The sequence below is a fragment of the Rhabdaerophilum sp. genome, from assembly GCF_046092605.1.
In the GTDB taxonomy this organism is placed as follows: domain Bacteria; phylum Pseudomonadota; class Alphaproteobacteria; order Rhizobiales; family Beijerinckiaceae; genus Rhabdaerophilum.
In genome coordinates this window covers 12,534-38,536 of the sequence record NZ_JBJTDY010000063.1, presented here as the reverse complement: position 1 = coordinate 38,536, position 26,003 = coordinate 12,534, and the positions used below count along the sequence as shown (strand labels likewise).

Genomic DNA, 26,003 nt, shown 5'->3' with positions numbered 1-26,003 from the left:
TATCGCCAAGCGCCGTATTGAAAATTGCCTGGCCGACCCCGTCCTCGTTCTTGGCAATCAACTCAAGATCCGCCTTCCGCTCCTCTGAGTTCTTGCCGAAATGCGAATGGAGAGCGCCCTGAAGGACGCCAGGATCGACATTTGTGCAGGCGGGCAGCGCAACCAGTGCGGCGAGCAACCCGGCTGCTGCCATGATCGGGGGGAGAAAAGGTATCCGCTTGGGCATCGTGACCGCTCCTCAGAACCGGTAGGCGGCGCCGATGGAGGCCCGGCTGTAACGCATCCGCTGGTTCGAGAGCCAGGTCAGGCCCTTGATCGAGATTTCCCAGCGGTCGTTCAGCTGGTAGGTCAGGCCCGATTGCAGCGTGAACCAGCTGCGATCGAGCCCGCGCTCGGCCGGGGCGATCTTCTCCGAGAACACCTGGTTCAGCACGCTGCCGGGATTCAGGCGCAGGCGCGCGGTGATGTTGTACATTGCGTTGAGATGCAGCAGGCCGATCGTGGAGCCGAAATGCGCCACAGGCGTGGAGTTGGACGGACCATAACATTGCCGGTTGCGAATGGTGATGACGGTCGTATAGAGCGAAAGCAGCACCGGCCCCACGGGATAGGATGCGCCCACAAACCCGCCGAAGCGGTAGCCGGAGCTGTCCGCGCCCACAGGCGCCGCCGGAACGCCAACGAACTGGTAGGCGTTGTTTCCAACGCCGAAGCCGCCGAGCACGCCGACACGCAGAAACGGCAGCGGCGCGATGCCGAGCGCAATATCGCCTCCGCCGGCATCCGAATTCGCATCGAGCGACAGCGGGAAGGCGCAGCCACGTTTCCCGGGAGCAACCTGAGGGATGGACTAGTCCACTGGGCAAAAGGACTGTGGTCCGGAAGCCACAGGGCGGGATCCAAACAGTGGAATCAGCAATCAGCGCGGCCCGGAGCCGACAGATTGATGCCGCTCGCCTTAACCTCGGGGGCGGCCCTGGGACAAACCGCGCTCGGAGAGCCCGGTAAGGTAGATCAGGGACGGCAACATGTACCAGATAAGGAAGTCCGCCTGCAGCGGTCCATCATTGTGAAAAAAGATATGAATGATGTAGGGCGTCAGGCAGAGGAGTGCTATCGGGTTCTTGACCAGCAGCACCACCACATAGGCAAATACAAATAGAATGAGACCACCATATTTGTTGAGAATCATCATGTAATAATTGTGAAGTGCGTGCAGCTGGATCGCCATTGGATTTGGATAATTCTTCAGCTTCTCCCAATAATGGGACCAGTGTTCGACGCTGTTGAAAGAAAGGCCATAGCCATAGGGACGATCGAAGAAAAGCATGAACCCGAAGGCCCGCAAGACCCCCCGGTTGCTGGAGGAGCCATCATCCGTCCGCGCCACACGCAGGCCGGCTTCAGCCAGATCCTGCATGATATCATCAATGATGAAGAGTGATGGCACCATCGCAAGAGCCAGCAGGATGGCGATCGCCGGCCGCACCAGAAAGAGATAGCCGATGCAGAAGACGACAATCCCGAGGATCGGCGACCTGTTTCCGCTGATCAGGCTCGCGAAGAGCACGCAAACCGCTCCCGCCAGGATGAGCCAGCTCAGCTGCTCTTTCGCCGCAGCCCCGAGTCTCGCGAGGACATAGGCGGCCCAGCCGGCAAAGGCGAGGCAGATCTGGGTTCCCACATGGACCGGGCTGTAGGATAGGCCCATGGCCCGCATGCGCATGGTCAGGAAGATGCTATCGGGGTTGAGATCCGCCGGCTGGATGCGATCCAGAAATTCGCGCAGCGCCCAGGCCGGCGAAACGCCGAGAAACTGGAAAAAGGCCACGATCACGGTGAGTGCAACGCCCATGGCCAGGATCTTGACCACGACGCCGGCGCCGCAGGTGCGCAAGAGGCAAGCTCCCACCACCGTGCCGATGGCCGCCTGGACATGGATTTCCAGTAATTGGCGGAGGATCACTTCCGGTGGCGAGGCGTTCAGGGTGCTCGAAAGCAGGGCAATCAGCGCACAAACAAGGATCACGACGAGGATCGGGAGCGCGGCGCGCACGGCCTGTCCGAAAATCCAGGGGCTCGCCGCGAATGTGGTGATCAGGATGAGAGTGGCCGTCAGCGCGCGCAAGGGCAGGCCGGGCGGCCCGAATTTCACCAGGGCGATCGACAGAAAGATCGTGATGGCGAAGAGAGCAGCGTTGATGAAATACAGATAATCTTGCGGTGGCCGAAACAACTCCGGCCGCCGAATCGTCAATCCGCCGGCAGTGGTTGAACCTGCCTCGTCAAGCAATGGCGTCACTCCCGCACGCGCAAAGCCGGCTTCAGGAGCATCCAACAGGAAGCCCCATTCATGGGAAAACACCCTTGCCTGAAGGATTGCCGGCCTGCAAGCCGCTCTGCATCACTGCACGCCTGTCACGCAATCGGCCGAAGGGGCACCTCTCAGTAGATGTCGCGGTGGCGGATGAGGCAGACCAGCGTCGCGAACAGGATCTTGATGTCCAGCATCAGCGACCAGTTCTTCACGTACCAGATGTCCTGCTCGATGCGCGCCGCCATCATCGAGACCTCGGGGGTTTCCCCACGCAGGCCGGAAATCTGTGCCTGCCCCGTAATGCCCGGTTTAGCAGCCCAGCGGCGGGTGTAGCCGGGGATCAGCTTGCGATATTGCCGGTCATGCGCGATCGCATGCGGTCGCGGCCCGACCAGCGACATATCTCCCATGAGAACGTTGAAGAGCTGGGGAAGCTCATCAAGACTGGTCCTCCGGATGAAGCGGCCGACAGCCGTCACACGGTCATCATTGCGTGTCGCCTGCCGCACATTGTCACCGTTTTCCTCCACACGCATGGAGCGGAACTTGTAGATCGTGAATTCACGGCCGTGGAGGCCATTGCGTGACTGGCGGAAGATGATGGGGCCGGGCGAACTCACGCACACGGCGAGCGCGACCAGCGCGAGCACCGGCAGAAGGAAGAAGATTGCACTCGTGGCAACCACGACATCGAGCAAACGCTTGACGAAATCATGCGCGGCAGGACTGGTGACGCCGCCAACCTCGCCTTGACCCCGGCGGACCGAAAGCAAGCGCGAAGCGCTGTCGAGGATGAATGTCGCGGGCTTGGGCTGGTCACGAAACCTCGGAATGAGGTTGTCGATCTTTGGCGTATCGCCACGGCTCGCCGTGACGAGGAAACGATTGGCATCGGCGCTCAATGCCTGTGCGATGAAATCCTGAACCTTCCAATGGGGGAGTTCGAGGCATTCGGCAGCCGTCAGCTTCAGGGCATGAACGAGGCGGTGGCGGCTGCCATGATCGCTGGTCACCCCTTCCCCATCGCCAATCTGCAGGAGGCCGATACGCTCGCGCCGGGCCAGGCCTGGCAACATGCAGAAGAGCCGGATGACCTGGTGGCGCACAGCCAGAACAACCGGCAGGAAAAGAAGGAACGCGGTCAGCGCAAGCACACGCACAGTGGCGTCGGCAGGATGCAGGAGAGCAGCAAGCGTGACGAGAAGGGCCCAGGCAAGCAGCCAGCTCAGAAGCGCGCGCTTCACCCGCAAGCCCGACCGCAGCAAAGCCGCGCGATAACTGAAATCGAAAAGGCCCATCAGCGTGAAGGAAGAACCCCAGAACAGACCAGACAGGCCGAAGCTCCATGGGTCAGCCGAAAGCCAATGGCTGCCCGATTGCGTCAGGAAGCCAAATGCCATCCAGGCGAGGATGATCAGCAAGAATTCGAAAAATGCGAGAAGGCCAGGCCGGCGGCGCAGGAGGGGGAACTCGGTGAAAGGGGAAAGGCGCTTGGCCAGCCGCCTCCGGATACCAGCAAACCCATACGCTACTTCCAAATACATGGTCGGCTCCCCGACTACGCAACTTCAATATGTAAAGAATTCTTTAATGGCACAATGAGAATTCAGCACCTCCCTGTCAATGCATTTTTGCAGTGCACCATGCGTCAACAGGCGGTTTTTTTGTGCGCGAAAGGGGACATTATTGGCAGATATGGTTGGATTGTAGGCGTCACTTGCCAATGCGGAGGAACAGGCTCATTGGGCTCCGGCGGCTGGCGGAACCGGGCGCCGATAGACACGCCCGGGTGGCTGTTCGAGGATTTACCGGATTTCAGCAGGGCCGTTTTGCGCCAGCCATTTGCAGGTGTTTTCAATCTCAATCGGCATCGAGGCGATGCCATGAGCCCTCAGGAGGCTGCAATCTTTCGCGGCTCGAGAGCGGGGCGGCATGGGCATTCCTGGCGCCGTTCCTGTGCAGGAACCGCAGGCAGAACGCCCGTCGGCCACTGGGCCATCGGCGGATTCCGGATGGCATTCTCCATGCGAAGCGCCGGGATGTGCCATGGCGAGATCAACGCCCATGCGCGGGCGGAAAAACTTGTTCCCCTTTTCCCGCGCATTCCCCGATCAGGCGGCCATCTGGTTCTTCGGGGCGGCGTTCTTCACATCCGCATCCACATGTGCCTCGAAGCGCTTGAAATTCGCCTCGAACATGCTGACGAGCCTTTTGGCGGTGTTGGCGAAGGCGGCCTTGTCCTGCCAGGTCTTGACCGGATAGAGGATGTGCGGCTCGACGCCCGGCACGCTCGACGGCACCGCGAAGCCGAAATAGGGGTCGCGGCGAAAATCGGCCTTGGCGAGGCTGCCATCGAGCGCGGCCGAGAGCAGACGGCGCGTCACGCGGATCGGCATGCGCCGGCCCGTGCCAAAGGAACCACCAGTCCAGCCCGTATTCACGAGCCAGCAATCGACATGGTGCTTCGCGATGAGATCGCGCAAGAGGTTGCCGTATTCCGCCGGGTGGCGCGGCATGAACGGCGCGCCGAAGCAGGTGGAGAACACCGCTTCCGGCTCCGTCACGCCCTTCTCGGTCCCCGCGACTTTCGCCGTGTAGCCCGAGAGGAAGTGATACATCGCCTCCGCCGGCGTGAGCTTCGCGATGGGCGGCAGCACGCCGAAGGCATCGCAGGTCAGCATCACGATGTTCTTGGGGTGGCCAGCACGGCCGGTTTCCGAGGCATTCGGGATGAAATGCAGCGGATAGGCGCAGCGGGTATTCTCCGTCTTCGAGCCATCGTCGAAATCCGGCTGGCGGTTGTTCGGGTCGACCACGACGTTCTCGAGCACCGTACCGAAGCGTTGGGTTGTCGCGTAGATCTCCGGCTCGGCCTCGGCCGAGAGGCGGATGGTCTTGGCGTAGCAGCCGCCCTCGAAATTGAAGATGCCGGCCTTCGACCAGCCATGCTCGTCATCCCCGATCAGCGTGCGGGTGGGGTCGGCCGAAAGGGTGGTCTTGCCGGTGCCGGAAAGGCCGAAGAACACGGCCGAATCCCCCGCCGGGCCGACATTCGCCGAGCAATGCATGGGCATCACGCCGACACTGGGGAGCGCGTAGTTAAGATAAGTGAAAACGCTCTTCTTCATCTCGCCGGCATAGGAAGTGCCGCCGATCAGCACGGTCTTGGAGGCAAAATCCACCGCGATGATCGTCTCGGTGCGGCAGCCATGGCGCTTAGGGTCCGCCTTGAAGGAGGGAAGATCCACGATCGTCATTTCCGGCAGGAAATTCGCGAGATCATGCGCCTCCGGGCGGATCAGCAGGTTGCGGATGAAGAGCGAGTGCCAGGCATATTCAGTATAGACCCGCACCTTCACGCGGTTCGCGGGGTCCGCGCCGCCATAAAGGTCCTGCGCGAAAAGTTCCTTGCCCTTGGCGTGCGCCCTGAAATCCGCCAGCAGGGTCGCGAAAGCCTCGGGCGAAAGCGCGTTATTGTTGTCCCACCACACCTGGTTCTCGGTCGAGGCGTCGCGGACAACGAACTTGTCCTTCGGCGAACGGCCGGTGTGCTGGCCCGTATCGGCGAGCAAAGCGCCGCCCGACGTCACGCGCGCCTCGCGGCGGGCAAGGGCCTCTTCATAGAGCTGCGGCGCTTCCAGGTTCAGGAAAAAGCCCGCGGGGGTCTCGAAGCCAAAGGTGTTGGGGCCAAGCGTCGGGTTGAAGCGGCCGATCACATTCATGGTCGAGGTCCTTCCTCAGTGACTGCGGGACTACCGAAAGGGGAAATTGCGCGAGCGATTAGAACCGAAATGCCGCTGTTGCAACGCCTCTCTGGCGTTTTTCCTAACAAACAAGGTCAATCTTCGACAAAAGAGATCCGAAATGCCGCGGATTGTCTTTGTAGTAAAAAAACATATTTCAGTAGCAATACATTCAGACATTCGGGTCTTTGCGTTCAGCGGCCCGCGCCATCTCCGCCATTTGCTTCAGTGCTTTCCGCAAGGCGGTGCCATCCTGGATCGGCGGATTGAAAGCGATGCGGGCCGTGCGATCATTCAGCCCGAGGTCGAGACCATGGGGGTCGAGGCCGGTGGCACGCCAGGCGCCGCCCGGCATCTTGCAGAGCAGGCGGGCATAGAGTTCGAGGGTTTCGGCATGGTCCTCGTTCATGTGGTCCACGGCACCCTCCTCCAGTTCGGCATAAGCTGCGCGGTCCTCAAGCGGCGAGAGGATATGGCTCGCCTCGCCATCGAAGGCGCGCGCGAAGCCGCCATTGAGCAGCATGCGGATCGGTTCGAGCCGGTAGAAGGCGAAATCCGGGAAATCGACATAGAGCCTGGCCTTCGGGTGCCGCGCGAGGAAGCGCCGGCGGATCACCGGGTCTTCGGTCAGCCTCGCCTCCGCCACCAGCGTCAGGCGTGGATGGGCGAGGGGATCGCCGCGCCCGCCCTCGCCGAGAAGCAGCGAGCAGCGCGGATCGGCCTTGAGGTTCCTCGTGTGATGCGACAGGCCCGAGACAAGCAGGATCGGCGCGCCATCGAGATCGGTTGCAACCGATGTCAGCGTCGTGATGGGAAAGCCCGAGGCGGAATCAAGGGTGCCCAAAGCGCCGACGCGGATCGCGCGCAACAGGTGGCGCCCCAGCGCGACGGGGTCGAAATCCGCCGGCTGGCGCGGATCGCGGGGGATGTCGACAGGCGAGGTCGTCATGACGGCATCAATGCTCCATGGTGCGTCATCTCTTGTGCGATACCATCGCTTTTCGTGGGCCGGTGGCAAGAAATTCCGGGCCTCCGTCGCTTTTGTCACAATTGGGTCTGATTTTCCTCTGGAATTTGGAGCAATTCGACCCCATCTGACCTACAGGTTCGATGATGGCGAGGTCTTCCCGCCGCGCCTGTGACAGGAAAAAACGATTATGCCGACGATTGCGCTGGTCGATGACGACCGCAACATCCTCACTTCCGTCTCGATCGCGCTCGAGAACGAGGGCTTCCGCATCCAGACCTACACGGATGGTGCCTCCGCGATTGATGGGCTGAAGCAGAACCCGCCCGATCTCGCCATCTTCGACATCAAGATGCCGCGCATGGATGGCATGGAACTGCTGCGCCGCCTGCGCCAGAAATCGGACCTGCCGGTGATCTTCCTCACCTCCAAGGATGACGAGATCGACGAATTGTTCGGTCTCAAGATGGGGGCGGATGATTTCATCCGGAAGCCGTTCTCCCAGCGCCTGCTGGTCGAGCGCGTCAAGGCCATCCTGCGCCGTGCCGGCGCCAAGGATTTGCCCGCGAGCAAGGACTCGGATGCGAAGGCTCTGGAACGTGGCAACCTGAAAATGGACCCCGAGCGCCATGCCTGCACCTGGAAGGGCGATCCGGTGACGCTGACGGTAACCGAGTTCCTCATTCTCCAGTGCCTGGCCCAGCGCCCCGGCGTGGTGCGCAGCCGCAACGCCCTGATGGATGCGGCCTATGACGACCAGGTCTATGTGGATGACCGCACCATCGACAGCCACATCAAGCGCCTGCGCAAGAAGTTCAAGCTTGTCGATGACGATTTCGATATGATCGAAACCCTCTACGGCGTCGGCTACCGCTTCAAGGAAGCGTAAGGCCGGCCAAAACGCCTGATCCGAGGGAGGCTGATGCTCGACCGGAAGCGTCCGGATTCCCGATTGGAAGCGTCGGCGGCGTCGATCGACCCGCCGACTTTGTTGCTGCGCCTGCGCGGCATCCTCCGGCGCTTCACGTTCCGCGCGCGGCTCACGGTGGCGCGGCGGTTCTCGTCGAGCCTGACGCGGCGGATCGCGATCCTCAATCTCGCGGGGCTCGCGGCCTTGTTCCTGGGGTTCCTCTGGATGAACCAGACCCGGCTCGGGGTGATCGATGCCCGCAGCCAATCGCTCTCGCTTCAGGCCGAACTCATCGCCGGAGCGGTAGCCGGTGCTCTCACCACAGAGAACGATACCGGGGCTTTCGATCCCGACAAGTTCCTCCAGCAGCAATTGAACGAGGGCCTCCCGCGCGAAGTGCCGGCTGCGCCTTGGTTCGAGTTCTCGATCAACCCGGCGCGGGCCGCGCCCATCCTGAAGCGGCTGGTTGCGCCAACGCGGACGCGGGCCCGCATCTTCGATTCAGATGGATTCCCGCTGCTCGATACGCGCGCTTTCTATGCGCCCGGCACTCTGGGAGATACGACAACCGCGCCGGCCGCGAGCGATGAGGAGCAGACCCTCTTCTCGCGCACCTGGAACACCGTGAAGCAGCGCTTCGGCCGCGTCGACCTTTCCCCGCCGGAAGAGGGCCCCGGCCCCCGCCAGTTCCAGGAAGTCCAGCGGGCCCTGCAGGGCCTCGCGAGTTCGGTCGTGCGTGTGTCCACGGAGGGCCAGACGCTGGTTTATGCGGCAGCGCCGATCCAGCAGGCGGGGCATGTGCGCGGCGTCCTGCTGCTCTCGACGCAGGAGGGCGACGTCGATCGCATCATCGCCGAGGAGCGGAGCGATTTCGTGACCGTCTTCCTGATCGCCGCGGTCGTGATGCTGCTACTCTCGGCCATGCTCGCGGGGACCATCGCCGAGCCCGTGCGCAAGCTTTCGGAAGCGGCGGATCGCGTTCGCCGCGGCATTCGTGCCCGCCACGAGATCCCCGATTTCTCCGATCGTTCGGATGAGATCGGGCAGCTGTCGCTGTCGCTGCGCGAGATGACGAACGTGCTCTACCACCGCATCGATGCGATCGAGCGTTTCGCGGCGGATGTGAGCCACGAGTTGAAGAACCCGCTGACATCCCTCCGCAGCGCGGTGGAGACGCTGCCGCTGGCCCGCAACCCGGAAAGCCGGGAGCGTCTGCTCGCCGTCATCCTGCACGACGTGAAGCGCCTGGACCGCCTCATCACCGACATTTCGGATGCCTCCCGCCTCGATGCCGAATTGCAGCGCAGCGAGGCCGAGCCGGTCGATATCGGGGCCCTGCTGCGCACCCATGTGGATATGCGGCAGGAGGTGGCCGACGAGGGCCAGCATCGCGTGGAGCTGGTGCTCGTGCCCGAGGAAAGGCCCGCGCGCGGCCTGATGGTGCGTGGGCATGACAACCGGCTGGTGCAGGTCTTCGACAATCTCATCGAGAATGCGCTCTCGTTCTCTCCGCCCGGTGGCGTGGTTACCGTCACGGCCCGGCGGCGGGGCGGAAGGGTGGAGGTGGTGGTCGAGGACGAGGGGCCGGGGATTCCCGATCACGCGCTCGAGCGCATCTTCGAGCGCTTCTACACGGACCGGCCGGATCAGGGATTCGGGCAGCATTCCGGCCTGGGCCTCGCCATTTCCCGGCAGATCGTGGAGGCGCATGGCGGCACGTTGCGGGCCGAGAACCGGCCGGGCGCCGAGGGTGCCAGCGGCGGCGCCCGCTTCATCGTCACCCTGCCCGCCTTCACGGGCGCCCGATGAAGGGCACGCGAAGCGATCCCCTCTATGTTCATGCCACCGCTCTGGTGATCGGCGATGTCGGATTGCTGATTTCCGGGCGGTCCCGGGCCGGAAAATCGCATCTGGCCGAGGCGCTCATCGCGGAGGGGATCGCGCATGGCTTGCCGAGTGCGCTCGTGGGTGATGATCGCGTTGGCCTCGTGGCCGAGGAAGGACATATACTCGTGCTGCCCCATCCGGCGATTGCCGGGCTGATCGAGCGGCGCGGCACGGGTATCCTGCCGGTCCCGCATCGGCCGGAGGCGCAGCTGCTGCTGGAGATCGCGCTGGACCCCGCCGGGCCGGCCGAACCGGCACGGAACTCGGTGGAGCGGTTGCCGGGATTGTTCCTCAACCGCATCACGACCGGGGAACAACCGCAGGCGCAACGCTTGTTTCCTCTTGTTGTTGCGGCGCTGACACCATAAATGAGCAGATTGCCGCTCGTGCGGCCGCCTTCGCGGCTTCTGTCCCCTCCAGTCCCTCTGGCTGGGCCAGGCGCTGGCGAAGCGACATTCCGGGCGCGGGCGATATCCGCGTAACGGCTCAGGCGAACAGTCAGGATCTTGAATGATCGGATTGGTTTTGGTCAGCCACGGCCAGCTCGCGACGGAGTTTCGCGCGGCAATGGAACATGTGGTCGGCAAGCAAACCCAGCTCGCGGTGGTCTGCATCGGGCCGGATGACGACATGGATGCGCGCCGGCAGGAGATCATCGGCGCCATCCATGATGTCGATACCGGCTCGGGCGTCGTGGTGCTGACGGATATGTTCGGCGGCACGCCGTCCAACCTTGCGATTTCGGCGATGAACGGCGAGAATGTCGAGGTCGTCGCCGGCATCAACCTGCCCATGCTGGTAAAGCTCGCGAAAGTGCGCGAAAGCCTGCCGCTTGCGGAAGTGGTGGTTCAGGCGCAGGATGCCGGTCGCAAATACATCAATGTCGCCAGCCACATCCTCGCAGGAAAATAAGATGGACGGCACCGAGCTTCCCTGTCCGCCGCCGCCGGTCATCGCCGGGGCGCTCGCACGGGAATTGCCGGTGATCAATCGGAAGGGGCTGCATGCCCGCGCCTCCGCGAAGTTCGTGCAGTGCTGCGAGAAGTTCGATGCCGAGGTGAGCGTCACGCGCTGCGGGGAGACGGTCGGCGGCACCTCCATCATGGGCCTGCTGACGCTCGCGGCGGCGCAGGGCACGACCATCACGGTGCAGGCCACTGGCGCGCAGGCGCGCGAAGCGCTCGACGCGCTCTCCGCCCTGCTGGCGAGCCGCTTCGGCGAGGATGAATAAAGGCAAGCGCGAATCGCCCGCCCAAGACCGGCTCAAGGAATAGCCGGCTCAAGGCATATAAAGAAATCTTTATGTCTTTATTGCCTAGCCTTCGAGGCTCTGCTATAGGGCCCCTGGCCGCGCGCGGGCAGGGGCCTGCGGCGCGTCGTGCGCGGTTTTCGCGCCGTCATCCGAGGAACTTCGATGCAACACGATTACTTCGTCCGCGACATGGGCCTGGCCGCCTTCGGTCGCAAGGAAATCGAACTCGCCGAAACCGAAATGCCGGGCCTGATGGCCATCCGCGTGGAATACGGCCCGCAGCAGCCGCTGAAGGGCGCGCGCATCGCCGGTTCGCTGCACATGACCATCCAGACCGCCGTGCTGATCGAGACCCTCGTCGCGCTTGGCGCGGAAGTGCGCTGGGTGTCGTGCAACATTTTCTCCACGCAGGACCATGCCGCTGCGGCCATCGCGGCTGCGGGCATCCCGGTCTTCGCCTACAAGGGAGAGACACTGGAAGAGTATTGGGAATTCACCGCCAAGCTCTTCGACTGGCAGGGCGCGAAGAACGGCGAAACCCTTGTGCCAAACATGATCCTCGATGATGGCGGCGATGCCACCATGCTCGTGCATTACGGCCTCAGGGCCGAACAGGGCGATGTGGCCTTCCTGGAGAAGCCGGGTTCGGAAGAGGAAGTGATCTTCTTCAACCTCATCAAGAAGCTCCTCGCCGTAAAGCCGAAGGGCTGGTTCGCGGAGGTCGCGAAGTCGATCCGCGGCGTTTCGGAAGAAACCACCACGGGCGTGCATCGCCTCTACAAGCTCGCGGAAGAGGGCAAGCTCCTGTTCCCGGCAATCAACGTGAACGACTCGGTCACGAAGTCGAAATTCGACAACCTCTATGGCTGCCGTGAATCGCTCGTGGACGCACTGCGCCGCGGCACAGACGTAATGATGGCCGGCAAGGTCGCCTTCGTCGCGGGCTTCGGCGATGTGGGCAAGGGCTCGTCGGCTTCGCTGCGCCAGGCGGGCGCCCGCGTGATTGTTTCGGAAGTCGATCCGATCTGCGCGCTTCAGGCTGCGATGGAAGGCTATGAAGTGGCAACCATCGAGGATGCGCTGCCACGCGCCGACATCTATGTCACCGCCACCGGCAACAAGGACATCATCACCGTTGACCACATGCGGCAGATGAAGGATCGCGCCATCGTCTGCAATATCGGCCACTTCGACAACGAGATCCAGGTTTCGGGCCTGAAGAACTTCAAGTGGACGAATATCAAGCCGCAGGTGGACGAGATCGAGTTTCCGAAGGGTAACCGCATCATCCTGCTGTCGGAGGGGCGCCTCGTGAACCTCGGCAACGCGATGGGTCATCCCTCTTTCGTGATGTCCTCGTCCTTCTCGAACCAGACGCTCGCGCAGATCGAACTCTGGCAGAACCGTGGTAACGGCAAGTACCAGAACAAGGTCTACACCCTGCCGAAATTCCTCGACGAGAAGGTCGCGGCGCTCCACCTCGAGAAGCTTGGTGTCAAGCTCACGAGGATGTCGAAGGAACAGGCCGATTACATCGGCGTTCCGGAGCAGGGCCCCTACAAGCCGGATCATTACCGCTATTGATCCCGCGCTGGCTCCCGCAGCGTGAGACCATGAAAAAATTTCTCGACGCGCCCGCCTCAAAACGGGCGCGTTAATTGTTTGCTAACCTCTTCCAGCCGGACTCTCCTCCTGCTTAAAGTGCCCGTCATTGGGGCGCTGAAATTGATTCGCTTCCTGGTCTCGCGTTTTTGGGCGGATGAACGCGAAGGGGATACCGGGGCATGCATGAGGCGTCTGCGCAGCGCGGAATGTCGGGCGTTTTCGCGCGCCGGCTGGCCAGCGCCGGTCCGCTGCTGATGGCCCTTCCCGCTCAAGCCTTCGCCATCCCGGATGCGGCGACGGGCCTGCGCCTGTCCGGCCTCTCGAACAACCGGCTGGATCTCACCAGCGCCGCGGTGGCGCTCTCCTTCGCGCTGATGGTCGTGGCGATCTATGCGACCTTCATTTCCATCCTGCATATCCGCGCGCGCAAGGCCTGGAGCGATCATGCCGTGGAGGCCACGCGCGCCCTGCATGAGGCGCAGGGACAGGCGACACGGCTCGCGACCTTCCTCGCCGCCGACCGGCAGATCATGATCGCGTGGGGCGGTCCTTCCGGCGAGCCCGAGATCGAAGGTGATCCCGGCGTTCTGCTCGAGGCCAATGCGAGTTCGCGCGTGCTGGCCTTCTCGGAATGGCTCACTACCGAGGATGCGCAGAACCTCGAACGCGATGCCTTCCGGCTGCGGCAGGAGGGGCATTCCTTCAGCACCACCTTGCGCACCCTGCGCGGGGAACGCGTCGAGATCGAGGGACGCCCGGTCGCGGGGCGCGCGATCATGGTCATCCGCCTGCTGCGGGGCGAGGGCCTTCAGATCGCGAAGCTTCAGGATGAGCGCCGGGCACTCGACCGGATGTTCTCCCAGATGCGCGGCATGCTGGATGCCATTCCCCAGCCTGCCTGGCTACGCGACGCGGCGGGCCGGCTGCTCTGGATCAACGCGGCCTATACGCGTGCGGTGGATGCCCGCAACGATACCGAAGTGCTCGAACGGCAGGTGGAACTGCTTGACAGCGCGGATCGTGCGGCCATCCGCGAGGAGACCGGGCGCCGCGGCCAGTTCCGCGGCGGGCTGACCGCTGTCCTGGCGGGAGAACGCCGCCGGCTGGATGTCGTGGAAGTGCGTGGCGAGCAGGGTGGCGGCGGCTTTGCCCTGGACATCACCGATCTGGAGGCGGCGCGCGAGGCGCTGGGGCGCCAGATGGATGCGCATGTCCGCACGCTGGATGAATTGCCCACCGCCGTCGCGATGTTCGATCCGCGCCAGCAACTGACCTATTCCAACAAGGCATTCCGCGATCTCTTCGCGCTTGACGCGGCCTATCTCGCGACCGAGCCGACCAATGGCGAGATCCTTGATCGTTTGCGCCTCAACGGGCGCCTGCCCGAGGCCACGGATTACAAGGCCTGGAAATCGGAACTCCTCGCGCAATTCGCGAATATTGAAAGTGTCACCCATGCCTGGGTGCTTCCGAATGGCCGGGCCCTGCGGGTGGTGATCTCGCCCAATCCGCAAGGCGGCGTCACCTACCTGTTCGAGGACGAGACCGAGCGCTTCACGCTCGCCGCCTCCTATGATCGCCTCAAGGATGCCCAATGGGAGACGCTGATGGCGCTCTCCGAAGGTGTGGCGGTATTTGGTTCCGATGGCTGCCTGCAACTCTCGAACCCCGCCTTCGCCCGGCTCTGGCGCATGCAGCCAGAGGTTCTGCAGGGCAATCCGCACATTGAGGAGGTCGCCCGCGCCGGCGAGGCAGGGCTTTCGCGCCTGTGGCAGGAAATCGCGGCGCAGGTCTGCAGTCTCGCCGATGCGCGTTCCGAGCAACAGGCCGAGGTGGTGACCGCGGAGGGCCGGACCCTGATCGTGACGACGACCCCGCTGCCCGACCGCGCGACCCTCGTGGCCGCAAGTGACGTGACCGACACGGTCGAGGCCGAAAAGCGCCTGCGCGAGCACAATCAGGCGCTGGAAGATGCCGCGCGCCTGCGCACGCAGTTCATCCGCTCGGTGTCCTTCGAATTGCGTTCGCCGCTGCAGGTGGTGGTGGGCAATGCGCAGGCCTTGGCAGGCGGCGTGTTCGGGCCGCTCAGCGAGCGTCAGCAGGGCTATGCGCAGACGCTCGCTCAGGCCGCCGACGCCGTGCTCGCGCTGACCGATGACATCCTCGACCTTGCCAGCGTCGAGGAACGATCGATCGAACTCGCCCTGGAGCCCGTGGATATGGCGCGGGCCATCCAGGATGCGATGGAGGGCCTGAAGGACCGGCTCGGTGAGGCCAGGGTGCGCGTGGCGCTCAACATGGCCAATGACCTGCCCCCCATCGTCGCGGACCCGAAACGTGTGACGCATATCCTGTTCAACCTCATCGCCAACGCCGTCTCCTATTCCGCGACCGGCGACACCGTGCGCCTCGCGGTGCGGCGCGAGGGCAGCCGGACGCTGATCGAGGTCTCGGATTCCGGGCGCGGCCCCGGCCTCGGTGACATGGCTGGCCAACCGGGCATCGAGCGGCAGAATGCGCTGCGCTATTCCATGGCGCGAGCGCTGGTTCAGCTCCATCGCGGCAGCATTGCCTTCGCGGATGATCCGCGCGGCGGGCAGGTGACAATTGTCACATTGCCCGATCTGGGCCCCGTCGAGACACAAAGCGGACGGCTTTCGGCATGAACGGGCCAGCGCAATGGGTGATCGACCTGCCGGACGAGGCGGCGACCATCCAGGCGGCGACGCGGCTCGCGGGCGAGTTGCGCGCCGGCGATCTCGTGACGCTCGGCGGTGATCTCGGCGCGGGAAAGACGACCTTTGTCCGCGCCTTGATCCGGTCCGTTCTGGGGGATCCCGAAGCCGAGGTGCCGAGCCCCACCTACACCCTGCTGCAGACCTATGAGGGCCCGCACTTCAACATCGTCCATGCGGATCTCTATCGCATCGCAGACCCTGCCGAGCTGGCCGAACTCGGCTGGGAGGATGCGGCCGAAAACGCGCTGGTTCTGGTGGAATGGGCCGAGCGCGCCGGCGAAATCCTGGCGACGGATCGCCTTGAGGTGCATCTCGCCACAACCGGCCCCACCGGAGCCGGCCGCCGGCTCACCCTGACGGGCCATGGCAGTTTTGCGGGGCGCTTGGCCCGCGCGCGGCAGATCCAGGCCGTGCTCGACCGCTCCGGCTTCGGCGAGGCGCGCCGCGACTACATGCTGGGGGATGCCTCCGTCCGCGCCTATGAGAGGCTGACTGACGAGGCCACGGGCCGCAAGGGCATTCTGATGATCGCGCCGCGCCGCCCGGATGGCCCGCCGATCCGCCTCGGCAAGCCCTATTCGACACTCGTGCATCTGGCCGAAAGCGTCCACGCCTTCGTGGCGGTGGGCGAGGCGCTTCGGCGCGAGGGTTTCTCCGCGCCGGAAATCTATGGCGCTGAGCTGGATGCCGGCCTGCTCGTCATCGAGGATCTGGGCCTGGAAGAGGTCGTCGACGCGAATGGCCCGATCCCCGAGCGCTACCGGGCGGCGGTGGAGATGCTGGCAGCGCTCCATGGGCGCAAACTGCCCGCGATCCTGCCTGTCGAGCCGGGCCAGCAGCACAAGCTTCAGGGTTATGATCTCGAGGCGCTGACCATCGAGGCGGAACTGCTGCTCGACTGGTACTTTCCCTATGCCGCAAAGCGCTCGCCCAATGCCAGCGTGCGCCTCTCCTTCGTGGATCAATGGGTTTCGGCGCTGGAACCAGTGGTATCGGGCCCGAAGACCTGGACCTTGCGCGATTTCCATTCGCCCAACCTCATCTGGCTCGCGGAACGCGAGGGGCACCGCAAGGTGGGGCTGATCGACTATCAGGATTGCGTGCTTGGTCATCCGGCCTATGATGTCGTCTCGCTGACGCAGGATGCGCGCGTCACGGTGCCGGAGGCGCTCGAATTGCAGTTGATCGCGGCCTATGTCCGCGCCCGGCGCATGGCCGAACCGGCTTTCGATGTCGCAGGCTTCACGGCCGCCTATGCCCTGCTCGGCGCCCAGCGCGCGACCAAGATCCTCGGCATCTTCATCCGCCTCGACCGGCGTGATGGCAAGCCGGCCTATATGAAGCATCTGCCGCGCGTGGAGACCTATCTCAAGCGTTGCCTTGCGCATCCGGCCTTGGCAAAGCTGAGGAGGTGGTATGAAGTGAACCTTCCCGGATTCGCGCCCCCTCCCGAGGCGATGCATGCACGGAACGATGCGGATCACCCACGCGATGCTGCTGGCGGCGGGTCTCGGCACGCGGATGCGCCCGCTGACGGATGACCGCCCGAAACCGCTGATCCGCGCGGGCGGAAAGACCCTGCTCGACCATAATCTCGACCAGCTCGTCGAGGCCGGAATCGAAACCGTCATCGTCAATGTTCATTATCTCGCCGAGCAGATCGAGGCGCATTGCGCGGCCCGCGTCGCGCCGAAGATCCTGATCTCGGACGAGCGGGCGGCCCTGCTCGATTCGGGGGGCGGCGTGAGAAAGGCTCTGCCGATGCTCGGCAAGTCACCCTTCTTCTGCCTCAATGCCGATACGATCTGGCTCGATGGACCCCGCTCGAACCTCTTGCGGATGATGGAGCATTTCGACCCGGAACGGATGGATATCCTGTTGATGGTCGCGCCCACGGTGACAACGATCGGCTGGGGCAATCGCGGCGATTTCCGCCTGCTGCAGGATGGAAGGCTCGAACGCGCCGGCCGCCATGAGGTGGTGCCCTTCGCCTATTGCGGCGTGGCGATCCTGAAGCCAGCACTCCTCGCGGATCGCCCGGAGGTTTTTTCGCTCAACCGCCTCTTCGATGAGGCGCAGGAGGCGGGGCGGCTTTACGGAATGAGGCTCGACGGGCTCTTCATGCATGTGGGGACGCCGGATGCGCTGGTCCAGGCGGAAGCCGCCTTGCGCCTCGGCGTTTTCTGAGAGGCGCGTGGCATGGCTCGTGCGCGGCCCAATGTCTTCACGGTGCCGCCGGGGCTCGATTTTGCGCGCGTCACGGTGGAGGCCCTGCTCGCGGGCCATCTGTTTCCGCTCGGTTCACAGAGCGACCCGTTCCACCTCGCGGATCTCGACCTCTACGTGCCGACCCGGCGCGCGGGCCTTGCCTTCCAGCAGGCTTTTCTTGCGGTGGGGGGGCGGCAATCGGTGGTGCTGCCGGAAATCCGCCCTCTGGCCGAGCCGGGCGATGCCCTCGAACAACTGCTCGCCGAGGCAGGTGATGACGGGTTCATCGCGGGCGAGAATCGCCGCATCACCCCGCTGGAGCGCGCCTTCCGCCTGCGGCCGGCCGTGGCGGAATGGCAGGCGCGGATTGTCGAGCGTCGCCGGGCGGATGGCGAGAATGCGCCACCTCCCGCGCTGGCGGAAACGCTCCACCTCGCCGAGGCGCTGGGGCGGCTGATCGACGAAATGGCGATCGAGGGGCAGGATCTCGCGCGTCTCGCCACCATCACGCCGGATGAATATGATCCCTCCCGGTTTGACGATTACTGGTCGCTCACCCGCGACTTCCTCAGCGTGGCGGCGCGTGACTGGCCGGAGATCTGCGCCCGGCTTTCGGTGGAAGACGAGATGGCCGCGCGCCTGCGGCGCATCCGGCAGGAGGCGCGGCGCCTCGCGCGGCAGGAGCAGGGCCGGCCCGTCCTCGTTGCCGGCTCCACCGGCTCGGTGCGCGCCACGGCCGAGCTGATGCGCGTGGTGAGGCGGCTCGATCAGGGGGCGGTGATCCTGCCGGGGCTCGACCAGCGGCTCGATGCGCAATCCTGGGCGCTGGTGGGCTCGGATGAGGCGCGATTGCCGACGCGTTTCGCGCATCCGCAGGCGGTTCTGAAGCGCACGCTCGCGCTGCTGGGCATCAACCGGGAGGATGTGCGGCCGCTGGGGCAGGAACCCTCGGCGCTGGCGGCGCGCAACGCATTGCTTTCCGAGGCCATGCGCCCGGCTGAAACCTCCGCGCGCTGGCTCGAGACCCGCGCCCATGTGCCCATCGCCAAGGCTCTCGACGGCATCACGCTGGCCGAAGCGCATGACGAGCGCGAGGAGGCCCGGCTGATCGCCATCCTGATGCGTCAGACGCTGGAAAAGCCGGATGCGCAGGCGGCACTCGTCACCGCCGACCGCGCGCTCGCCCGGCGCGTGGCGCTGGAACTCGAAACCTTCGGCATCACGCCGGATATCTCGGATGGTGCGACGCTGGCCAGCAGCGAGGCGGGGCTCTTCGCAAGGCTGTTCCTTGCCGCGGCGGAAGGCGGCCGCTCGGCGGAGCTTCTGGCCCTGTTGCGGCACCCCGCAAGCCGCTTCGGGTTCGAATTCGAGGAACTGCGCAGCCTCGTCCATCGGCTGGAGATTGTTGTCGCCCGGCAACATCGGTTCGATCCGGCTCTGCCCTGGGCCGGGCGCGTGCGTGCGGTGATGGAGGGCCAGCCGCCCCTCTGGCCCTGGGGCAAGCCCGCGACGCGCGAGGAACTCGAACCGCTCGCCACCCTTGCCGCCACGCTCGACCGGGCCTTCGCGCCCGTCCTTCCGCAAGCCGGCACCCGCCCGCTGGCGGATATGGTGCGAGATCTCCGTGCGACCATCGATGATGTATCCCAGGCGCTCAACGAGGCCTTTTCCGGCGCAGAAAAGCTGGAAGATGCCCTCGAGACGCTGATCCGCTTCGGCAAAGACCTGCGCGTGACGTCAAGCGAGTTCCTCGCGCTGATCGAGCAGCGCCTCGGCGCCACGCCCATGCCACCGGAGCAGCCAAGGGGTGCGAGGGCGCGCATCCTCGGCTTTCTCGAAGCGCGCCTCATGCACGCCGATCGCGTCATTCTTGGCGGCCTCAATGAGGGCTCCGTACCGCCGGCGGTGGCGGGCGATCCGTTCCTGAACCGCTCGATGCGCCTCGGGCTCGGCATTCAGCCCGGCGAGCGCCGCATCGGCCAGGCCGCGCATGACGTGACGATGCTTGCCGGCACGCCGGATCTCGTGCTGACCCGCGCGAAAAGGGTGGGCACGGCGCCGAGCCTGCCCTCGCGCTTCCTGCTGCGGCTCGCAGCCTTTGCCGGGCCGGATATGTGGAAGGGCGAGGTGGTGGCGCGGGGCGAAGCCTGCCTCAAGGCCTTGCGCGCGCTGGATGATCCCGGGGCGCGTGTGCCAGCCCCGCCGCCGCGACCGGTGCCCGGGGGGCGGCGCATTCCTCAGCGCATCAGCATCACCGAGGTCGAAACGCTCTTTGCCGATCCCTATGCGCTTTATGCCCGGCGCATCCTTCAACTCGAACCGCTGGGGGCCATCGATCCGCCGCCGGATGCGCGGGATCGCGGCACGATCCTGCATCGCGTGCTCGAACGCTTCACGAGGGAGCTTCCCGCCCCCGATGCCGAGCAGGCCGCGCAGCGGCTGCGCGCGATGGCTGCCGACGAGCTGCGGATGCTCGCCTCGGAGCCCGAACTGAAGCTCTTCTGGGAGCGCGCCTTCGAAGCCATGCTGCCGGGCTTCCTGGCCTATGAGGCCGAGGCGCGGGCGCGCGCGCAGCTCGTCATCCCGGAGGCGCGCGCCGAGAAGGTCCTGCATCTGCCCTCCGGCGCGCGGCTGACGCTCACCGGCAAGGCCGATCGCGTCGAGATCGATGCGCGGGGCTTCGCCCGGATCGTGGATTACAAGACCGGCGTGCCGCCGAACTGGTCGGCGATCGAGACCCACTCATCCCCGCAGCTCACGCTGACGGCCCGCCTGCTGCAGGACAGGGCCTTCGCGGGGCTGCCCGATATCGCCGGTGTCTCCGGCATCGCCTACCTGCCGATCGGGGGCCGGCAGCCCGTGCTTCCGGTGCATGCCGACAAGGCACCCGCCGATTTTGCGGCATTGGTGGAGGCCATCCTGCCTCGCCTGGTCGCGGAACTTGATTCGCTGGCAATGGGCCAGAAGGGCTATGACGCGACCCTGAGACCCAAGCGCAATCGCGGGGAGGAGGGGCATTACGATCATCTCGCCCGGCTGGGCGAATGGTCGATCACCGGAGCGCGGGACGAGGGCGGAGACGAGGCGTGACCGAGCAGCCCATCATCTCCGAAGAACTGAAGCGCCGCCGCTGGCTTGCCATCCAGCCGAAGGAAAGCGCGTGGGTGGCGGCCAATGCCGGCGCGGGGAAGACCTCACTGCTGCGCGATCGCGTGCTGCGCCTGCTGCTGGAGGGCGTGCCGCCCGACCGCATCCTCTGCCTCACCTTCACCAAGGCAGCGGCAGCGGAAATGCAGGGCCGCATCTTCGACACGCTTTCCCTTTGGGTCTCGGCCAGCGCGCCCGCCTTGCGCGAGAGCATCGGCGAATTGCTGGGCAAGGATGCGAGTGCGGCCCAGCACCGCGCCTGCGAGGCGCGCGCCCGCCAGCTTTTCGCGGAAGCTGTGGAAACACCCGGTGGCCTGAAGATCCAGACCATCCATGCCTTTGCGGAAAGGCTGCTGCACCTCCTGCCCGTGGAATCCGGGGTGCCGGTCAATTTCACGGTGCTGGATGATGCCGAACATGCGAGCCTTTGCGAGGAGGCGCGCCGGCAGGTGGTGCTGGAAGCGACCCGCAAGCCACGCTCGCGCCTCGCGCAGAGTTTCGCGACGCTCACCGATGTGCTGACCACGCAAACCTTCGGCCCGGCGGCGGAAGCGGGCATGCGCGCCTGGCGAAAGCTTTCCAGGGAAGGCGAACTGGCCCCGCCCGAGAGGCTTGATGTGGAACTCGAGCGCGTGCTCGGTTGTTCGGTCGATCTCGACGAACGCACATTGGAGGAGCGCCTTCTCGATTCGCTGCCTTCCTCGCAGGAGGCGCAGGCATTCGCCGCAGCGATCCAGACGGCGAAAGGGGCAGGCAGGCAAGCGATCGATGCCGCTCGGAGGCTGGATGGCTACGCGCGGGGCTCGGGCCCCTTGCGACTGCAACATGCCCTGGATTTCGTGCTGAGAAAGGATTTGACCGCACGCAAGCCTGCCGTTCCCAGGACAATCATGGATGCCATTCCCGGCCTCGAACGGTTCGTTGCCGACTGGACGCAGCAGGCGGTGACCTTCGTGGCCAACCGCCGCTCCCTGCGCACGGCCCGGCAATCCCGCGCACTGGGTGATTTCAGCCGCGCCATGCTGGTCGCCTACCAGGCGTTGAAGGCCGAGCGCAGGGCGCTGGATTTCGACGATCTCATCGACCGCCTGCGCCGGCTGCTCCTGTCGGGCCATGCCTCCTGGGTGATGCTGAAGCTCGATGCCGCGATCGAGCATATCCTGGTCGATGAGGCGCAGGATACGTCCTCGGCCATGTGGGACATCGTGGGGCAACTCGCGGATGATTTCTTCTCCGGCGAGGGACAGGTGAACCGCCCGCGCAGCCTTTTCGTCGTGGGCGACCAGAAACAGTCGATCTTCTCCTTCCAGGGGGCCGAGCCGCGGGTCTTCGAGGAACGGCGCGTGAAATTCGCCCGCAGGATCATCGCGCGCCCCAATCTCGTGGCTGATCCCGTGCAGCTCAACGTCTCGTTCCGCTCGGCGGAAGAGGTGCTGGAGGCGGTGGATGCGGTGTTCGCCGATCCGCGGCGCCGGCTGGGCCTCACCAGCACGGGGATCGCCGAAACCCACCATGCGGCCTTTCCGTTGCGGCCCGGGCTGGTGGAATGCTGGGCGCTGGAGGCGAAGGCCGATGGTGATCTGTCCCATCCCGAACAGCGCCTCGCCGATCGCATCGCCCGCGGAATCGCGGGCTGGTTGCGCGATGGCGAAACAAGCCATGTGACAGGCGAGCCCATCCGGCCGGGGGATATCCTCATTCTCGTGCGCACGCGCGGCTCGTTCTTCGCCCATCTGATGCGGGCGCTCTCGGCGGCGGGCGTGCCGGTGGCTGGTGCGGACCGCATCAACATCCAGAGCGAGATCGGCGTGCGCGACCTGCTGGCCATCGCGCAGGCCGCCCTGCTGCCGCTGGATGACCTGACCTTGGCGACGGCGCTGAAAACGCCGCTCTTCGGCCTCGACGAGCCCGCGCTGGAGCGCCTCTGCCGGCCACGGGAGGGCAGCCTGCGGGCAGAGATCGCGCGGCGCGCCGGCGAAGACGCGGTTCTCGCCCGGATCGATTCCGCCCTTTCCCGCTACGAGGCGCGGGCGCTCGACACGAGCCCGCATGATTTCTTCGCCCGGCTGCTGCTGGAAGAATGCCCGGCCCGGGCAGGCCTTTCCGGCCGCATGGCCCTGATGAAGCGGCTGGGGGCGGATGCGGCGGATGCGCTCGACGCCTTCCTCACCGATGCCCTTGCCTTCGAGGAGCGCCACCCCGCCTCGCTGGCCCTGTTCCTCGCCGCGCAGGAGGCCCGCTCGCACGAGATCAAGCGCGATCCCGAGGCGGGGGGCGATCGCGTCCGCATCATGACCGTCCATGGCGCAAAGGGGCTCGAGGCACCCATCGTGTTCCTCACCGAGGCCGGCATCGCGCCATCCGACGGGAAGGACACGAATATCCGCGAGGAGAAGGGCCCATCCGGGCGCTTCTTTCTCTGGACCGCGCGCAAGGAGGATGAAGCCGAGCCGCTGGCCCTGGAGCGTCAGAACCGGAAGGCCCGGCAATACGAGGAATATCGCCGGCTTCTCTATGTCGGCCTCACCCGGGCGCGCGAGCGGCTCTATGTCACGGGCCATCTGGCGAAGGGCACCAATCCCCGGCCCGTGGACGCCCCCCCCAATGACAAGCCCGTGGAGGAATGGCCATGGCACGCGCTCGTGGCCGCGGGCCTTTCAGAACGCAAGAACCTCGTCCAGCGCCTCACCGGCCAGGATGGCACAGTGACCGCCCTGCGCTGGCCACCGAGGCCGCGCGACCAGCGTCCGGAACGCCCGGCCAAGAAGCTGCCTCGCCCGGCATTCCCTGCCCCGGATTGGGTGCTCGAGAGGCTGGCAAGCGAAACCAGGCCGGCCCTGGTCGTGCCGAGCCATGCGGTCACTGCCACGCGCGAACCTGGCCTTGCCACGCCAGACCAGCGGGCCGATGCCCGGCGCGAGGGCATCTTCATCCATCGCCTGCTCCAGTTCCTGCCGCGTTTTTCGCAGAACGAGCGGCGATCGCTGGCGCTCGATCTGCTGCGGCAGGAATTCGGCGATGGTGCCAGAGATCGCGAGGCCAAGCTGGTGGATGAAGTGCTCTCGCTCTTTGCGCACCCGGAATTCGCGCCTTTCCTCACCGCCGATTGGCGGGCCGAGGTCGCGCTGGCCGGCCATGTCCGCCTGCCTTCCGGCGAAAGGCGCTTCGTGCCCGCTCGCATTGATCGGTTGCGCTGGCGGGGTGGCGCGATCGAGCTTCTGGATTTCAAGACCGGCTTTCGCCCGCCGGATGGCCCCGATTCCAAGGTTCTCACGCAGATGGCGCTCTACCGCGCCTTGCTGGCCGATCTGTTCGGCGTCACCGAGGTGCGCTGCCATCTTGGCTGGCCCCGCCTGCGGCGCGTCGAGGCGCTTGTCGATTCGCAGCTTGACGCGGCCTTCACCAGCTTGTGAGCGGGGCTGCAGCTGCCTTGATTCCGGCACTCTCGGTCACTACGTTCGCCGACATCCGTTTCCATTCACAGAAGTCAGGAACCAGACCCATGGGCACGAATACCCACGCCGTCACCGACAAGAGCTTCTCGACGGACGTTCTCAATTCCGCGGAACCGGTTGTCGTCGATTTCTGGGCGCCGTGGTGCGGTCCCTGCCGCATGATCGCCCCGGCGCTCGAGGAGATCGCGGTGGAGATGGCCGGCAAGGTGAAGATCGCCAAGGTCAATGTGGACGAGAACCAGGATGTCGCCGCGCAATATGGCATCCGCTCCATTCCCACGCTGATGCTCTTCAAGGGTGGCAAGCTTGCGGCCACCAAGGTGGGTGCGGGCTCGAAGGGCGATCTCGTGAAGTGGATCCAGGCCTCGGCCTGAGCTTTCCTTTGCCTGAGCCTTCCTTTGCCGGCAGAAGTCTAGGCCCGCGCCTGGAATGCGGGCCGCTTCATTTCGGCAGGGAGCCATCCGCCGCGAGCACCTCGCCCGCGAGATAGAGCGAGCCGCCAATGACGATGCGCGGCGGCGTGGGCCAGTCCCTCGCCGAGAGGAAGCGCAAGGTTTCCTCCACCGTGCCGGCCGAAGCGGCAAGCAGGCCCTGGGCGCGGGCCTCTGCCATCAGTTCGGCCGCCGGGCGCGCGCCATCCTGATCAAAGCGGGCCGCGTAGAATTCCTGTACCAGCCCCAAGAAGGGCGGCAGCAATTCCTTCGGGTTTTTCCGTGCCATGGTCGCCATGATGAGGATCAGCGGGCGCGGGCTTCTCTCCTCCAGCGAAGCGAGGGTCTCCGCGAGGACATTTGCGCCATCGGCATTATGCGCGCCGTCGAGCCAGAGCTCGCTGCCAGCCGGTGCGAGCTTCGTCAGCGCGCCGGTGAGCCGCTGGAAACGCGCGGGCCATTCGACATTCTGCAACCCGGTTTCAATCGCCGAAACTGGTATGCTCTCGCCGAAGACACGCCGCAGAGCGGCAATCGCTGTGGCGGCATTGCCATGCTGGTGCCGACCCAGCAGGCGCGGCAGCGGCAGATCGAGCAGCGCATCCTGATCCTGATAGACGAGCCGGCCATTCTCCTCGAAGGCCTGGAAATCCTGCCCGCCAACGAATGCCTCCACGCGCAGCTTCTCCGCCACTTCCAGACAGACCTGCACCGCACGCTCATCCTGCTGGGCAATCACCAGCGGGCTGCCCCGCTTGATGATGCCGGCCTTCTCGAAGGCGATCTTTTCCAAGGTATCGCCCAGGAATTCGCGATGATCCATCGAGATGGGCGTGATGACGCTGACTGCCGGTTTCGCAATCACGTTCGTGGAGTCGAACCTTCCGCCGAGGCCCACTTCCAGCAGCAAGGCATCGGCCGGTGAGCGGGCGAAGAGATCGAAGCCGACAGCGGTGGTGATCTCGAAGAACGTGATGGGCTCACCGGCATTCGCGGCTTCCACCCGCTCGAATGCCGCCACCAGTTCCGCCTCGCTGACGAGCGTGCCGCCAAGACGAATGCGCTCGTGAAAGCGCACAAGATGCGGCGAGGTATAGACATTCACGCGCTTGCCCGCCGCCTCCAGCATGGCGCGCAGGAAGGCGATGGTCGAGCCCTTGCCATTCGTGCCCGCGACATGGAACACCGGCGGCAGGCGCGCCTCCGGGTTGCCGAGTTTCGCGAGCAAGCGCTCGGTGCGCCCGAGGCTGAGATCGATCAGCTTCGGATGCAAAGCGAGAAAGCGTTCGAGATAGGCTTCCGATGTGCGCATCAGGCCCTCTAGAACCGGACATCGAGCATTT

19 protein-coding genes are annotated in these 26,003 nt (G+C 65.0%); 12 read left to right on the top strand and 7 right to left on the bottom strand.

Annotation, left to right across the window (positions count from 1 at the left end; all coding sequences use genetic code 11):
• The 6 genes from ACKODO_RS05565 to ACKODO_RS05540 all read right to left on the bottom strand — a co-directional run.
• On the bottom strand, nt 1-226 hold a 226-nt coding region (locus tag ACKODO_RS05565), incomplete at its 3' end, for a hypothetical protein (protein WP_408982460.1).
• 12 nt (nt 227-238) lie between these two features.
• A complete protein-coding gene (locus tag ACKODO_RS05560; protein WP_408982459.1) occupies nt 239-724 on the bottom strand; it encodes a hypothetical protein in 486 nt (161 codons plus the stop codon).
• 234 nt (nt 725-958) lie between these two features.
• Nucleotides 959-2,365: an O-antigen ligase family protein gene (locus ACKODO_RS05555; RefSeq protein ID WP_408982458.1), complete on the bottom strand. Its 1,407-nt coding sequence runs from the start codon at nt 2,363-2,365 to the stop codon at nt 959-961.
• Between the two features lie 80 nt (nt 2,366-2,445).
• Nucleotides 2,446-3,861, bottom strand: coding sequence for an exopolysaccharide biosynthesis polyprenyl glycosylphosphotransferase (locus ACKODO_RS05550; protein WP_408982457.1), 1,416 nt, complete (start codon nt 3,859-3,861; stop codon nt 2,446-2,448).
• A 567-nt stretch (nt 3,862-4,428) separates the two neighbouring features.
• Nucleotides 4,429-6,039, bottom strand: a complete 1,611-nt coding sequence (locus tag ACKODO_RS05545) for a phosphoenolpyruvate carboxykinase (RefSeq protein WP_408982456.1) — start codon at nt 6,037-6,039, stop codon at nt 4,429-4,431.
• Between the two features lie 193 nt (nt 6,040-6,232).
• Complete coding sequence (locus ACKODO_RS05540; RefSeq protein WP_408982455.1) at nt 6,233-7,009, bottom strand: HugZ family protein; 777 nt, start codon at nt 7,007-7,009, stop codon at nt 6,233-6,235.
• 208 nt (nt 7,010-7,217) lie between these two features.
• On the opposite strand from ACKODO_RS05540, the gene ACKODO_RS05535 reads away from it, so the two are divergent.
• The 12 genes from ACKODO_RS05535 (at nt 7,218) to trxA (ending at nt 24,603) form a co-directional block, all read left to right on the top strand.
• Complete coding sequence (locus ACKODO_RS05535; protein WP_408982454.1) at nt 7,218-7,916, top strand: response regulator; 699 nt, start codon at nt 7,218-7,220, stop codon at nt 7,914-7,916.
• A gap of 33 nt (nt 7,917-7,949) precedes the next feature.
• Entirely contained in the window at nt 7,950-9,746 is a 1,797-nt protein-coding gene (locus ACKODO_RS05530) for a stimulus-sensing domain-containing protein (protein WP_408982453.1), read from the top strand.
• Nucleotides 9,743-10,192 carry an HPr kinase/phosphorylase gene (locus ACKODO_RS05525; protein WP_408982452.1) on the top strand — a complete coding sequence of 150 codons (450 nt, stop codon included), beginning with the start codon at nt 9,743-9,745 and terminating at the stop codon, nt 10,190-10,192. The genes ACKODO_RS05530 and ACKODO_RS05525 overlap by 4 nt, the downstream gene beginning before the upstream one ends.
• Before the next feature lie 142 nt (nt 10,193-10,334).
• Nucleotides 10,335-10,736, top strand: coding sequence for a PTS sugar transporter subunit IIA (locus ACKODO_RS05520; protein WP_408982451.1), 402 nt, complete (start codon nt 10,335-10,337; stop codon nt 10,734-10,736).
• 1 nt (nt 10,737) lies between these two features.
• Entirely contained in the window at nt 10,738-11,055 is a 318-nt protein-coding gene (locus ACKODO_RS05515) for an HPr family phosphocarrier protein (protein WP_408982450.1), read from the top strand.
• 183 nt (nt 11,056-11,238) lie between these two features.
• On the top strand, nt 11,239-12,660 hold the full coding sequence (gene ahcY, locus ACKODO_RS05510; protein WP_408982449.1) for an adenosylhomocysteinase: 1,422 nt from the start codon (nt 11,239-11,241) through the stop codon (nt 12,658-12,660).
• A gap of 200 nt (nt 12,661-12,860) precedes the next feature.
• On the top strand, nt 12,861-15,347 hold the full coding sequence (locus tag ACKODO_RS05505) for a PAS-domain containing protein (protein ID WP_408982448.1): 2,487 nt from the start codon (nt 12,861-12,863) through the stop codon (nt 15,345-15,347).
• On the top strand, nt 15,344-16,960 hold the full coding sequence (gene tsaE, locus ACKODO_RS05500; protein ID WP_408982447.1) for a tRNA (adenosine(37)-N6)-threonylcarbamoyltransferase complex ATPase subunit type 1 TsaE: 1,617 nt from the start codon (nt 15,344-15,346) through the stop codon (nt 16,958-16,960). The genes ACKODO_RS05505 and tsaE overlap by 4 nt, the downstream gene beginning before the upstream one ends.
• A complete protein-coding gene (locus ACKODO_RS05495) occupies nt 16,893-17,606 on the top strand; it encodes a nucleotidyltransferase family protein (RefSeq protein WP_408982446.1) in 714 nt (237 codons plus the stop codon). Before tsaE ends, ACKODO_RS05495 begins: the two co-directional genes overlap by 68 nt.
• A gap of 12 nt (nt 17,607-17,618) precedes the next feature.
• On the top strand, nt 17,619-20,717 hold the full coding sequence (gene addB / locus ACKODO_RS05490; RefSeq protein WP_408982445.1) for a double-strand break repair protein AddB: 3,099 nt from the start codon (nt 17,619-17,621) through the stop codon (nt 20,715-20,717).
• Nucleotides 20,714-24,187 (top strand): double-strand break repair helicase AddA, encoded by a 3,474-nt coding sequence (gene addA, locus ACKODO_RS05485; RefSeq protein ID WP_408982444.1) that lies wholly within the window; start codon nt 20,714-20,716, stop codon nt 24,185-24,187. The genes addB and addA overlap by 4 nt, the downstream gene beginning before the upstream one ends.
• A gap of 89 nt (nt 24,188-24,276) precedes the next feature.
• Complete coding sequence (gene trxA / locus ACKODO_RS05480; protein ID WP_408982443.1) at nt 24,277-24,603, top strand: thioredoxin; 327 nt, start codon at nt 24,277-24,279, stop codon at nt 24,601-24,603.
• Between the two features lie 67 nt (nt 24,604-24,670).
• On the opposite strand, the gene ACKODO_RS05475 is transcribed toward trxA, so the two are convergent.
• Nucleotides 24,671-25,972: a bifunctional folylpolyglutamate synthase/dihydrofolate synthase gene (locus tag ACKODO_RS05475; RefSeq protein WP_408982442.1), complete on the bottom strand. Its 1,302-nt coding sequence runs from the start codon at nt 25,970-25,972 to the stop codon at nt 24,671-24,673.
• Between the last annotated feature and the right edge of the window lie 31 nt (nt 25,973-26,003).